Here is a 12,677-nt window from a genome sequence, read left to right as displayed (position 1 = left end):
GCCGGGGCGGGTGTCGTGGAGTTCCGGGCGGGTGGTCACAGGCCGATCGTGGAGGCGGCGCGGCGGGCCGGGCTGACCACGGTCGCGCACGTCCCCGACGCCTTCGCCGAGGATCGCGGACACCACGTCGTGGCGGAGGCCGCCGGCCTGGCGGAGCTCGGCTGCGACGAGATCGCCCTCGAGGAGGGCGGCCGCGCCGCCACGCCGATCGCGGTCCGCCGCCTCCTGCAGGACGTCGCCTCCGCGACGGGAGGAGCCCCGCTCCGTGTCGGGCTGCGGGAACGGCACGGCATCGGCCTGGTCAACGCGCTGGTCGCGATGAAGAGCGGGGTGCGGCACTTCGACACCACGCTGGGCGGTGTGGACGGCGCGCTGCCCGCCGAGGACCTCCTGTTCCTGGCGGGCGAGCTCGAGGTGGCCAGTGCCGTGAATCGGGCCGACCTGGTCGCGGGCGCCGCCGAGCTGGAGCGTTCCTGGGTTCGCCCCTGCCAGGACGGACCTATCGATTCGCACACTGAAGGGGCAAACGTGACCGACAGGCTGACAGGTGAACGGCTCGTCGACGACATGACAGAAGCCGAACGCGCCCGGGCGGAGCGCGTGGAGGCGGTGCTGCCCGCGTTGCGCGCCGCAGCCGCGAAGGCCGACGAGCAGGCCCGCTTCCCGATCGAGCACGTCACGCTGTTGCGGGACGCGGGACTGCTCGGCCTGGTGGTGCCAGAAGAGTACGGCGGGCTCCGGGGGGACGCTGCGTGATCTGGCGGCGGCCACGTTCGCGATGGGCACCGCCTGTCCCTCCACCGCCCTGGCCTACTTCTTCCACAACACCAGCGCCTCGCGCGGGCTGCTCCCCCTGGAGGCGATCGAGGCGGGGCTGTTCACCGCGAGGAGATCCCGGTCGTACGGGCCTTCGCCGAGAAGGTGCTGACCAGGATGGCCTCGGGGGTGTGGCTGGTCATCGCCAACGGCCGGCCGGGCGGCACCGGCAGCACCGACGCGCAGATGCTGGTCGACGCGGTGGACTGGGCCATCGCCGAGAACAGCCGTCTCGGCAGCAGGCTCCGGGGCAGGATCGACACCACGAAGGTCGCGGTGATGGGGCAGTCGTGCGGCGGGCTCGAGGCGTACGAGGTGTCGGACGACCCGCGCGTCACCACCACCGGCATCTGGAACAGCGGCATGCTGAGTGACGCGGACAACTACCAGCTCGCCCGCCTGCGCGCGCCGATCGGCTACTTCGTCGGAGGCCCCAGCGACATCGCCTACGACAACGCCCTCGACGACTGGGGCCGCCTGCCCACCGGCCTGCCCGCCTTCATCGGCAATCTGGACGTCGGTCATCGGGGCACGGCTCGGCTAGGCGGAAGGAGTCCGTGGCCGGCACGCCGGCCACGGACTCCGGCTGTCAGGGGTCCCGCCGTCGGCGTGACGACCGCGCCCGGCCGCCCAGAGCCGCCGGGAAGGCCCACGGTCAGACGCGGCAGAGCTGGGCGCGCAGGGTGTCGCCGACCCACCGCTCCCAGCGCTCGCGCGACCAGCCGCGCTCGCGAACGAACAGCAGGTAGAGCTCGGGGCTCAGCAGCCCGTACAGCACGTCGGCCATCTCCTCCACCGGCGTTTCCGCCCGTGCGCCCGGCTTGCCGGCAAGCGCCTCGGCCGCGTTCTGCTGGACGACGAAACGCGGGTCGACGCCTTGGGGCCACAGGGCGGCCACCTCGGGGTCGCTCGCGGCGGCCGCCTGCAGCACCTCGCCGATCGGCGCGACGCGCTCCAGCACCGCCGTCGTACCCGTGACGTAGGCGCGCAGCATGTCCTGGGCCGTGCCGGCGGCGAGCGCGTCGGTGTACCACGGCCGGTCCATCGTGGCCACCGGCTCGTCATCGCCCGCGATCGTGACGTCGACCAGCTCCTTCAGCAGGGCGCGCTTGTTGCCGAAGACGAAGTAGATCGTCTGCACCGCGACCCCGGCCTTGTCGGCGACGTCCTGAAGGTTCGTCGCGCCGTATCCGTCCCGCGCGAACAGCTCAAGGGCCGCATCGAGGATGCGCCGGCGCGTCTCCTTCGCCTTCTGCGCCCGTTTGTTCGTCCGCTTGACATCGCTCATGAATAGAGTCTATCTCTAGATTCAGTCACTAGAAGTCAACTCTAGAGAGAAGGTCCAGCCATGACGGTCATCAGCGTCACCCGCTTCCAGGCCGATCCCGCCGACGCCGACCAGGTCCGGGTCCGGCACGCCGCTCTGGTCACCGCGATCAGGGCCGCCCAGCCCGGCCTCACCGAGGCGCGCCTCGGCCGGCTCGACGACGAGACGTGGGTCGGCGTCTGGCGCTGGGACTGCGCCGCCAGCCTGCAGGCGGCCCGCCAGGCGGCACCCGGCACCGAAGCGGCCGTCGCGGCGTTCGCGGTGGCGCGCGAGGTCACCGCGGAGGACATCGAGATCCTCGAAGAGCTCTGACCGCCTGTCCCGGCCCCGGAACGCGGGCGCCGGGGCTCACCGAACCAAGGAGATGACATGATCGAGATCGACGCGTTGACCAAGACGTACGGCTCGTCGCAGGTACGGGCGGTCGACGAGGTGTCGCTGCGCGTTCCCGCCGGATCGGTCTTCGGCTTCCTGGGACCGAACGGCGCCGGCAAGACCACGACCATCAAGATGATGGCCGGGCTGCTGACCCCCACCTCCGGCCGGGTCAGGCTCGGCGGCTTCGACGTGGCCAGGCAGCGTTCGGCCGCGATGGCGCAGTTCGGCGCCGTGCTGGAAGGCTCGCGCAACGTCTACTGGAGCCTGTCGGCCTGGCAGAACCTGATGTACTTCGGCCGCCTCAAAGGCATGCGCAAGGCCCAGGTCGCCGACCGGGCCAAGGACCTGCTGACCGGGCTGGGGCTGTGGGAGCGGCGCAACGACAAGGTCGGCGGCTTCTCGCGCGGCATGCAGCAGAAGGTCGCGATCGCCGTCGCCCTGATCGCCGGCCCGCCGATCGTGCTGCTGGACGAGCCGACGCTCGGCCTGGACGTCGAGGCCACCCGCACGGTCAAGAGGTGGATCGCCGAGCAGGCCCGTGAGCTGGGCACCACCATCCTGCTCACCACCCATCAGCTGGACGTGGTCCAGGAGCTGTGCGACCGGGTGGCCGTCATGCGCCAGGGTCGCCTCGTGGCCGACCTGCCCACGCGCGAGCTGCTGGCGACCTTCCGCGAACGCGACAGGTACGAGATCCGCGTCGAAGGAGCGGCGCCACCCGGGTTCGAGGCCGTGACCGCCGAGGGGGTGAGCACGATCAGCGTCCGGGTCGGCGACCCGATCGAGGTGTACGACGTGGTCGAGCGCCTGCGCGCCCAGGGAGTCGTCCTGGAGTCGCTGACCCAGGTGCAGCCCGACCTGGAGGATGTCTTCCTGGCCCTGGTGAGCGAGCCGTCCCATGCTTGACGTCCTGCGCGCGGAGATCGGCAAGGGCCTGCGCGTTCAGCTCGCCCACCCGCTCGGCCACGTCATCACGCTGCTCATCAGCACCATGATGTATCTGGGCCTGCAGTTCGTCCTGGGACAGGGCGAGCTGCGGGAGGATCTGCTGCCGCGGACCCTGGTCGCGATCGGCGGCTACTGGTTCCTGCAGTACGCCGCCTTGGTGATGGTGGCCGACCTCATCGAGGAGAAACGCGCCGGCACCTTCGCCCAGGCGCAGATGACCTCGGCGCCGCCATGGTTGCCGATGCTCGGCCGGCTGATCACCGCCTCGGTGTTCGGCCTGGCGGTGGCCGCCGTCGCCTCGCTCGTCCCGATGCTGGTGGCCGGGATCACGATCCCGCTGCGCTGGGCGGCACTCCTGCCCGCCGTACTCCTGGGGGTCAACGTGCTGGCCTTCACCTTCCTGCTGGCCGCGCTCGCTCTCGTCTCCCCGATGATCGGCGCCCTGCAGTCGCTGTTCACCTCACTGGTGCTGCTGCTCAACGGCTCGTTCCTGCCGCTGGCCCTCTATCCGGACTGGCTGGCCGTCCTGGCCAGAGTCCTGCCCACCACGCTGGGCATCGAGGCGATCACCCAGACCCTGTTCGAGGGCCGCACCCTGGCCGGGGTCTGGAGCAGCGGCACCCTGCCCTCGCTGCTCCTGCACACTCTCGCGCTCACCGCCGTCAGCGGCCTGCTGTTCGTCCGCAACCACCGCCGCGCCCTGCAGGAGTCGTCATGACCTTCGCCCGCGGAATCGCCGCAGAGGTCGGTAAGGGCCTGCTCAATCTCGCCGCCGGATGGCGTGAAGGCCTCATCCAGATGATCACCTTCCCGCTGTTCTACCTGCTCGTCGTGCTGTTCATGGGACGCGGGCAGTTGCGTACGGAGCTGCTGCTGCCGGTGCTGCTCGGCATGGTGGCGCTGACCTTCATCCATGAGCAGGTCAACCGCATGTTCTGGAGCTACCTGGGCGACATCCAGTCAGGCGTACTGGAACAGACCTACTTGACCCCGCTGCCCTCGGCCGCGAGCCTCCTCGGCCGCCAGATCGCCGCGGTGATCTCCGCCCTGCCCACCGCGCTGGCCGTCCTGGCCACCGGCGCCGTCGCCATCACCATCCAGGGCGGGCAACTGCCTTTCGACGTGCAGGTGATCGTGCCGCTGGCCGCGATCGCGCTGGGCACCTGCGGGCTCGCCCTCATCCTGTGCGGCCTGACCTTGGTGTTCAAGCGCATCGAGATCATCACGCAGCTGTCGGTGGCCGTCTACGCCATCGTCGGTGGCACTCTGGTCCCCCTGGCCGCCATGCCCGACCCGTTCGCCTTCATCAGCCGGCTGCTGGTCCCCGTCGCGCCCGGTGTGGAGGCCATGCGCGACATCCTGCTCGGCGGCCATCCGCTGACCGCGCTCCCGACCGGCTGGGGCCTCGGCTGGCTGCTTCTCCAGCCGGTGCTCATCACAGCCGCCGGGGTGGTCCTGTTCATCCGGCTCGAACACCTCGCCAAGCGCCGCGGCACCCTCGGCCGCTACTAGAAGATCAGAATGGACACCCCGATCATGAACGTCTTGTTGTGGATCCTGCAGGCGGTGCTGGCGGCGATGTTCGCCGTGGTGGCGACGATGAAGGCCCTTCTGCCCAAGGAGAAGCTCGAACCCGGGATGCCCTGGACGGCCGACTTCTCCTCCGGCGCCGTCCGCTTCATCGGGCTCGCCGAGCTGATCGGCGCGCTCGGGCTCGTCCTGCCCGCCGCCACCGGCATCGCCCCGATCCTCACTCCCCTGGCGGCGACCGGCCTGGCGCTGATCATGGCGCTGGCCGCGGTGACCCACCTGCGACGTGAAGAGCCCGCGGCGATCGCGCTCAACGCCGTGTTGTTCATCGCAGCGGCGGTCGTCGCCTGGGGCCGCTTCGGCCCCTACGCCCTGTAACCGCCCTGTAACCGCCTTGCCAGACATTCGCCGAAGAACGTGGAGTTCACTATGACGTGGGACCTTGTGTCCCTGCGACCCGTCGGCCGGGTCGTGGGTGGTCGCGGTGAGATGGTCGAAGACGACTGGCATGACGTCAGAGCCGTGATCCGGCTCGACGAGGAGTCCTTCACCTCGTCGGCGGTGCTGGGCCTGGAGCACTTCTCCCATCTGGAGGTCGTGTTCCTCTTCGATCGGATCGACTCGGCCGCCGTGCACAGCGAGCCCCGGCCGCCGCGGGGGAAGCCGGGCGCGGCACCTGTGGGAGTCTTCGCCCACCGCGGGCCGTACCGCCCCAACCGCCTGGGCGTCTCCCGCTGCCGCCTGCTTGCCGTGGACGGCCTGAACCTGTCCGTCGCCGACCTGGACGCGCTCTCCGGCTCACCGGTCCTGGACGTCAAGCCCTATCTGGTCGAGTTCGGCCCTCGTCACCCGGTCGCCCAGCCGGCCTGGGCGACCGAGCTGATGAGCCGCTATTACCGAGCACCTCGACGGCCGTCCAGTCCCTCCGGGTGATCTACGCAGGGCCCCTTCCTCGTCCAGGCTCGGCCTCGGTGACCTTCTGGCCCGGCCGGACGAGGCCTCACTGACGGGCACGGGGTTCCGTACACCGACAACCAGGCCGTTACGGCGGACCGGGTGGTCTGGAAGGCTCGACCGTAGTGCAACTCTGGGGTTGCACATGAGAGGGTCAATGTGCAACCCTGGAGTTGCATCAAAAGTGGCAGTGGAAGGAGCCTCCTCATGAACGAGGATCGGATCGAACGCGAGACCTTGATCGCGGCACCCCTGGAGCGGGTCTGGTCACTGGTGGCCCAGCCCGGGTTCTGGGTGGCCGACAAGGCGAGCCTGCCCGGCACCGTGGCCAGGGAAGGCGAGTCGATGGTGGCGAAGAACCCCGAGCACGGCGACTTCCCGGTGCGCGTGGAGAAGGTCGAGCCGCCCACATACCTGGCGTACCGCTGGACCAGCGCGTTCCCAGGAGAGGAGCTGCGCGAGGACAACAGCACTCTGGTGGAGTTCACGTTGACGCCGGAAGGCGACCGGACCCGGCTCCGCGTCGTCGAGAGCGGGTTCACGACGCTGGCCGGATCCGAGGAGCTGCGCAGCCAGAACCTGGAGGACCACACCGACGGCTGGCCCAAGGAGCTCGACGCGCTCAAGACACGCGCCGAACAGCCGCCCGCGTGACGGACGAGCGTCGCGACACCGTCGAGGGAGTCGACAGCGTGCTCGTCGCGCTGGCCGACCCGACGCGACGCCGGCTGCTTGATCTGCTGGCCGCACAGGGCGAGGCCACCGCGACGACGCTCGCCGGACGGCTTCCCGTCTCCCGGCAGGCGGTGGTCAAGCACCTCGCCGTCCTGGACGCCGCCGGGCTGGTCTCCAGCAGCCGGGCCGGACGCGAGGTGCGGTACACGGTCCGGCCCGCGGCGCTGAACGCGACGGCGCGATGGATGGCCACCCTCGCCGACGACTGGGATCGGCGCCTGGAGAACATCAAGCGCGCCGCCGAGGCGGCGGAGCGGGATTCGCGCTAGAAGCGTCTGACATGTTGCGCTGCTCACGGTCACGTGGGCTTCGCCATGGGCGTGCGCGCGAAGTCGGTCACGTCGCGGCAGGGCTCTGGGGTGTCCACCGTCGCACCCCAGTCCCTGCCTTCGTGTCCGTCAGTCCTTCTGCTCGGGTTCCTTTGCGGGAGGTGCGGCCTGCGGCGGTGGTTCTGGGGCCGGTCCTGCCGGGAGAGGTATCGGATCGTCCTTGAAGAGCTCGGGCACGGCCCGGTAGAGGATGGCGGTGATCGGCACGGCCACGACCGCGCCCGCGATCCCGGCCAGGATGCCGCCGACGGCCAGCACGACGATGATCGCCAGCGGATGGAAGTGCAGCACCCGGCCGACGATCAGCGGCTGGAGCACGTGGTTCTCCAGTTGCTGCTCGACGATCAGGATGCCGAGGAAGATCAGCGCGTAGATCGGGCCCTTCGCGCCGAGCGTGACCAGCGTCGCCACCGCACCGGCGAAGAGGATGCCGACGATCGGGATGAAGCTGGCCAGGAAGATCAGTACAGCGAGCGCCGCCCAGAGCGGGACACCCATGATGGCCAGCACCAGACCCATGAGCACGCCGTGCACCGCGGCCACGGCCACCGTGCCCTGCACGTAGTGGGAGAGCGTGGTCCAGGCGGTCCGCCCGGCCCGGTCGACCCGGGGCGCCAACCGGCCGAACCCCTTGAGGAACCAGGACCAGATCTGGTCACCATCCTTGAGCAGGAAGAACGTCACGAACAGCAGGAGCACGATCGAGGCCAGCACTTCGACCACCACCACGGTGCCCGCCAGAACCGTCGAGGTGATCTGCTGCTGCCGCTCGGTGACCAGCTTGGCGATCTCGTCCACCCAGCCGCTGAGCTGGATGGGCTCCAGGTGCAGAGGGCCGGTGTAGAGCCAGCCCTCCACCGTCTTGGCCGTCTGCCTGACCTGCGTCACCAGGCCGGGGAACTCCTCGTTGGCCCGGACGCCGATGATCCAGCCCGTCCCGATCAGTACGGCGAAGGCGACGAACATGGTGACCCAGGCGGCGTAGATCGCCCGCAGGCCGGACGCGCGCAGTTGCCGGGTGAGCGGGAACAGCAGCGCGGTCAGGAGCAGGGCGACCGCCACCGGCAGGGCGACGATGCGCATCGTCGCCACGAAGCCGAACACATAGTTGGCCACAATGCCGATGACGATCAGACAGGCGCACCACGCGGCCATCCTCGCCAAGGTCGGAGGCACTAACCGCAACAGGCGCTCCTGATGTGAATCCATGAACGGAATCTTCCCCACCGGCCGGGGATAGGCTCGCTTCAGGGCTTCCAACAAGGAAAATGTTGGAGAAATATATGGTGCGTCTCGGGTAGGAGGCATTCCGCCCTATCAGCTTTCTCACGACGGCACGGTGAGCCATCTTCTGTGAAACGACCGCGGCGCTCGAACACGGCCGCATCCCCCCGACGTACCGGCCTCAACCATGAGCGCCGCCCGGCGCTGGGCCGGCCGGATGGCGGCAGGCTGGAAGCGAACGCGGAGCCGGCACGGCTGGTTAGATCACACGGTGCGCGCCCTGATCCGCTACGACAAGGCCGACGCCGGCCGGCTGTCGGCCGCCCTCACCTACTACGCCTTCTTCGCCACCTTCGCCCTGGCCCTGCTGGGGTTCGCCATCCTCGGCCGCATCCTGGACAATCCGGCGGCGCTGGCCGAGGTGCAGCGCTACCTGAGCGACACCTTCCCGCGCCTGGACGTCCAAGCGCTTCGCAATGCCGGGGGAACGGCCGGGGTGGTGGCCTGCGTGGCGCTGCCGCTTACGGGCCTGTTCTGGATGGACACGATGCGCTCGGCGACCAGGGCGATCTGGCGGCTCGAGGAGTATCCGGGCAACTTCTTCCTGCGCCAGATCATCGACCTGGGCGTGGTGGCCGGACTCGGGGTGCTGCTCTCCCTGTCGCTCACCGTCGCCTTCGCCGCCGAGTGGGTGCTGACCTGGCTTGCGGTGAACACCGTGGGCGCGGACGCCACCCCCGCCCGGGGGGTGCTGTCGGTGGCGGCGTTCGTGCTGGGAATCGGGGTCAACACCTTGCTCGCCATGGCGCTACTGACCGGGCCACCACGGCTGCGCCTGCCGCTGCGCCGGGTGATCGGCCCGGCGCTCGTCATCACGATCGGCCTGGAGATCCTCAAGACCCTCGGCCAAGCCCTGCTCAACCTCACCGCCGCCAACCCCGCCTACCAGGTCGTCGCCGGAGCGGTGGCGATGCTGCTCTTCCTCAAGGTGCTCAACCAGCTCGTCCTGTTCGCCACCGCGCTGGCTGCCACCAGCGCCACCGGCGACGTCACCGACCTGGCCACTCGGCCAGAGCAGCCGTGACGCCTGTCCGGGCCTCCGCCCGCACACCGTCGCATCCAGGCCCTTGAAGCCACCAGAAGGACCGGGAGGCGACGGGAGTCCGCAGCTGCGTCGGCCGGGCACGGGCACGCTGACCGGTGCGTGAACCCCCGGGGCGGGGGCACTCCCCCGCCCCGGGTGTCAGCCCTCTTGCTCCCGGACGGTGTCCACCAGGCGGTCCACCAGGTCGGCCGAGAGCCCCATGCCGAACGTGCGGAACTTGATCAGCGGGATGCCCATCGCCAGTTGCAGCAGCGCCGGATCGGCCCGCCGGACGTCGGGCATCCCGGAGGCCTTGCCCAGCAGCTCCCCCAGCACCCGGCCGCCCACCGGGTGCGCCAGCCACTCCCCCAGCGTGGACATTCCGGTCAGCGGCTCCGCGTACCCGTCGCCTGGACCGGCCACCTCCGCCCGCAGCCGGATGTCGCGCGCGGATGCGCCGATCTCGACCAGGAACGGGCCGGCCTCGATCTTCCAGTCCTGCCGCGCGACCGACCACTGCGCGAGGTCGCGCCCGGTCAGCGTGAAGGCCACCCGCCGGCTGTCGCCGGGCCGCAGCCCCACCTTGGCGAACCCGCGCAGCTCGTGCCTGGGGCGGGCCGGCCGCTCCTGGTCGAAGGCGACGTACAGCTGGGCGACCTCGTGGGCGAAGCGCTCACCGGCGTTGGTGACGGTGACCTCGACGCGCCACTCGTTCGTCCCGGTCTCCTGGACGGCCAGGTCGGAGTAGTCGAAGCGGGAGTAGGTCAGGCCGTGCCCGAAGGGATAGGCGACCTCGGCGCCCACCGTGTCGTGGTAGCGGTATCCGACGTAGCGGCCCTCGCCGTACACGACCTGTCCGTCGGCCCCGGGGAAGTGCAGGTGGCAGGGCACGTCGGCGAGGCGGAGCGGGATCGTCTCGGTGAGCCTGCCCGATGGGCTGTGCGTGCCGAGCAGGAGGTCGGCCAGCGCGGCGCCGCCCGCCTGGCCGAGCAGCCAGCCCTCCAGGATCGCCGCGGCCGAGTCCCGCCACGGCGCGACCGACACCACGCCGCCGTTGGAGAGCACGACCACGACCCTGTCGCACACCTCGGCCACCCGGTGCAGCAGCGCGATCTGGGGCGCGGGCAGGTCGATGGAGGTGCGGTCGAAGCCCTCCGACTCGGCCGCCTCGGGCAGGCCCAGGAACAGCAGTGCCACGTCGGCCTCCGCCGCCGCAATCACCGCCTCCCGTTCCAGGTCGGCGTCCGGCTGACCGTCCAGCCGGTAGCCGGGGGCGAAGGTGACCCGTTCCAGTGTGGCGTCCAGCGACTCCCACGCGGTGTCGAGCCTGGTCGGCACCACGTGCGAACTGCCGCTGCCCTGGTAGCGCGGGGTGCGGGCCAGCTCGCCCAGCACGGCCACGCGCTGCCCGGCGGCCAGCGGGAGCACGTCGCCGTCGTTCTTCAGCAGCACGGCCGAGGCGCGGGCCGCCTCCCGCGCGAGCTCATGGTGGGCCGCGACGTCCCAGCCGTCGGCATCCGGCCTGGCCTCTACCCGCCGGGCCAGCCGGAGCAGGCGCTCGCCGGCCAAGTCGACCACCGACTCGGCCAGCCGTCCCGACCGCACCGCCTCGACGATCTCCTCGTCCGTGCCGGACGGCGGCATCTCGAGGTCGAGCCCGGCTTCGAGGGCGGCGACCCGGTCGTTGACCGCTCCCCAGTCGGACATGACCAGCCCGTCGAAGCCCCACTCGCCACGCAGCACGTCGGTCAGCAGCCACCGGTTCTGGCTGGCGTGAACGCCGTTGATCCGGTTGTAGGAGCACATCACCGCGTACGGCCGGGCCCGCCGGACTATCCGTTCGAAGGCCGCCAGGTAGATCTCGCGCAGCGTCTGCTCGTCCACCTCGGCGCTGACGCGCATCCGGTCGGTCTCCTGGTTGTTGACCGCGAAGTGCTTGACGCACGCGCCGACGCCCAGCGACTGGATGCCGTTGACCACGGCCTCCCCCATGACGCCGGTGAGGTGCGGGTCCTCGGAGAAGTACTCGAAGTTGCGGCCGCACAGCGGCGAGCGCTTGATGTTGATCCCCGGCCCGAGCACCACGTCGACGCCGAGCGCGCAGGCCTCGCGCGCCAGCGCCGCGCCGACCCGCCCGGCCAGCTCGGGATCCCAGGACGAGCCGAGCGCGACGGCGGGCGGGAAGCAGGTCGCGGGCACGCTGTGGTGGAGGCCGAGGGCGTCGTCATCGCCGTCACCCTGGCGGCGCAACCCGTGCGGCCCGTCGGACAGCACGAGCGGGCGCGCCAGGCCCGGAACGGCTGTGGTGGTCCAGGTGTCACTCCCTGAGGTGAGCGCGGCCTTGTCCGCCAGGGTGAGCCGGGAGAGGGGGGTCGGTGTCATGGGCAGCCTTCGTGTCGGTGAGATCCAGTCCGAGCTGGGAGAAGAACATGGCCACCGCCGCCGGCATGTCGATGGCGTCCGGGTCGAGCAGCCACTGTGTCTGCAGGCCGTCCACCAGCGCGATGAGCTGCTTCGCGGCGGTTTCGGGGGCGTGCGGAAACGGAAGGTCCTGCCGCGCGCACAGCTCGGCGAACAGGCGGGTGCCGTGCCTGCGCAGCCGCCGGTATCGCTGGACGAAGTAGTCGTGCGCGGGATGCTCGGAGTCGGCCGCCTCCCCGGAGATCTTCACATAGAGGGCGACCAGCCCGGGAGTGCGCACGTTCCGCGCGACCTGGTCGACGACGCTGCGGGCGATGCCCTCCGGGGTGAGGTCGCCCTCCGGCCTGGCCATCAGCCCGCCGTCGACCTCGTCGCGGCGGCTGAGCACGTGGATGAGCAGGCTCTCCTTGCCCGGGAAGTGGTGGAGCAGCCCCGCGTGGGTCAGGCCCGCGTGCGCCGCGATGTCCCGCAGGGAGACCGCGTGGAAGCCGGAGCGCGAGAACAGCTCCATGGCGGAGTCGAGAATGCGCTCGCGGGTGCGGGCGCCCTTGCGTCCTCGACGGGGAATCGGCCCTGGGGCTGCACGCTCTGTCACCGACCGGCCTTTCTGGCGCTGGGGGTGCCGCGGTACAGCGAGATCAGCCCGGCTCCGAGCGGCTCACGCTAAACCTACCACATGGTTAGTTTTAGTTGTATGCTCGCCCGAGGGTTTCGCCCGTCGATTGATTTCTCGCCGATTACAGGCCCATGCTCCCTTTCGGAGAATGTGACAATTTGAAACTAGCCGGCCCCCTGGAGTCATACTCAATTCCCCCCTCCCCCGGCACTCCGCTAAAGGACGATGCATACTTCTTGGCGAATCCAGTTGTCAAAAAGGGCTGCTTAGTTTCACCATCCTTTACCTGGTGCACTACCTGTTTGCCATCCACAC

15 protein-coding genes are annotated in these 12,677 nt (G+C 70.2%); 10 read left to right on the top strand and 5 right to left on the bottom strand.

Annotated elements, in window-relative coordinates; genetic code table 11:
• Positions 1–15 precede the first annotated feature (15 nt).
• Positions 16–756, top strand: a complete 741-nt coding sequence (locus V5E28_RS29370) for an acyl-CoA dehydrogenase family protein (RefSeq protein WP_336211572.1) — start codon at positions 16–18, stop codon at positions 754–756.
• 122 nt (positions 757–878) lie between these two features.
• Here V5E28_RS29370 and V5E28_RS29365 read toward each other — a convergent pair whose 3' ends face one another.
• Positions 879–1,199, bottom strand: a complete 321-nt coding sequence (locus V5E28_RS29365) for a hypothetical protein (RefSeq protein ID WP_336211571.1) — start codon at positions 1,197–1,199, stop codon at positions 879–881.
• A gap of 272 nt (positions 1,200–1,471) precedes the next feature.
• A complete protein-coding gene (locus V5E28_RS29360; RefSeq protein WP_336211567.1) occupies positions 1,472–2,104 on the bottom strand; it encodes a TetR/AcrR family transcriptional regulator in 633 nt (210 codons plus the stop codon).
• 60 nt (positions 2,105–2,164) lie between these two features.
• Between V5E28_RS29360 and V5E28_RS29355 the strand changes: the two genes are divergently transcribed.
• The 8 genes from V5E28_RS29355 (at position 2,165) to V5E28_RS29320 (ending at position 6,957) form a co-directional block, all read left to right on the top strand.
• Positions 2,165–2,455: an antibiotic biosynthesis monooxygenase gene (locus tag V5E28_RS29355; RefSeq protein WP_336211564.1), complete on the top strand. Its 291-nt coding sequence runs from the start codon at positions 2,165–2,167 to the stop codon at positions 2,453–2,455.
• Positions 2,456–2,512: 57 nt separating this feature from the next.
• Entirely contained in the window at positions 2,513–3,427 is a 915-nt protein-coding gene (locus V5E28_RS29350; RefSeq protein ID WP_336211562.1) for an ABC transporter ATP-binding protein, read from the top strand.
• On the top strand, positions 3,420–4,187 hold the full coding sequence (locus V5E28_RS29345; RefSeq protein ID WP_336211560.1) for an ABC transporter permease: 768 nt from the start codon (positions 3,420–3,422) through the stop codon (positions 4,185–4,187). The genes V5E28_RS29350 and V5E28_RS29345 overlap by 8 nt, the downstream gene beginning before the upstream one ends.
• On the top strand, positions 4,184–4,981 hold the full coding sequence (locus V5E28_RS29340; RefSeq protein ID WP_336211558.1) for an ABC transporter permease: 798 nt from the start codon (positions 4,184–4,186) through the stop codon (positions 4,979–4,981). The genes V5E28_RS29345 and V5E28_RS29340 overlap by 4 nt, the downstream gene beginning before the upstream one ends.
• A gap of 9 nt (positions 4,982–4,990) precedes the next feature.
• Positions 4,991–5,377, top strand: coding sequence for a DoxX family protein (locus tag V5E28_RS29335; protein WP_336211555.1), 387 nt, complete (start codon positions 4,991–4,993; stop codon positions 5,375–5,377).
• 51 nt (positions 5,378–5,428) lie between these two features.
• Complete coding sequence (locus V5E28_RS29330) at positions 5,429–5,932, top strand: SAM-dependent methyltransferase (protein WP_336211553.1); 504 nt, start codon at positions 5,429–5,431, stop codon at positions 5,930–5,932.
• Between the two features lie 228 nt (positions 5,933–6,160).
• Positions 6,161–6,607, top strand: a complete 447-nt coding sequence (locus tag V5E28_RS29325) for an SRPBCC domain-containing protein (protein ID WP_336211550.1) — start codon at positions 6,161–6,163, stop codon at positions 6,605–6,607.
• On the top strand, positions 6,604–6,957 hold the full coding sequence (locus tag V5E28_RS29320; protein ID WP_336211547.1) for an ArsR/SmtB family transcription factor: 354 nt from the start codon (positions 6,604–6,606) through the stop codon (positions 6,955–6,957). Before V5E28_RS29325 ends, V5E28_RS29320 begins: the two co-directional genes overlap by 4 nt.
• 129 nt (positions 6,958–7,086) lie before the next feature.
• On the opposite strand, the gene V5E28_RS29315 is transcribed toward V5E28_RS29320, so the two are convergent.
• Entirely contained in the window at positions 7,087–8,172 is a 1,086-nt protein-coding gene (locus V5E28_RS29315) for an AI-2E family transporter (protein WP_336211546.1), read from the bottom strand.
• A gap of 340 nt (positions 8,173–8,512) precedes the next feature.
• On the opposite strand from V5E28_RS29315, the gene V5E28_RS29310 reads away from it, so the two are divergent.
• Positions 8,513–9,325, top strand: coding sequence for a YhjD/YihY/BrkB family envelope integrity protein (locus V5E28_RS29310; protein ID WP_336211544.1), 813 nt, complete (start codon positions 8,513–8,515; stop codon positions 9,323–9,325).
• A 159-nt stretch (positions 9,326–9,484) separates the two neighbouring features.
• Here V5E28_RS29310 and V5E28_RS29305 read toward each other — a convergent pair whose 3' ends face one another.
• Positions 9,485–11,707, bottom strand: coding sequence for a glycoside hydrolase family 3 C-terminal domain-containing protein (locus V5E28_RS29305; protein WP_336211543.1), 2,223 nt, complete (start codon positions 11,705–11,707; stop codon positions 9,485–9,487).
• A complete protein-coding gene (locus V5E28_RS29300) occupies positions 11,643–12,341 on the bottom strand; it encodes a TetR/AcrR family transcriptional regulator (RefSeq protein WP_336211540.1) in 699 nt (232 codons plus the stop codon). The genes V5E28_RS29305 and V5E28_RS29300 overlap by 65 nt, the downstream gene beginning before the upstream one ends.
• Positions 12,342–12,677: the final 336 nt, after the last annotated feature.

Source organism: Nonomuraea sp. LPB2021202275-12-8 (genome assembly GCF_037044575.1).
GTDB lineage: Bacteria > Actinomycetota > Actinomycetes > Streptosporangiales > Streptosporangiaceae > Nonomuraea.
Note: the sequence above shows the minus strand (reverse complement) of the source record. Positions and strands in the feature narration are given on the sequence as shown.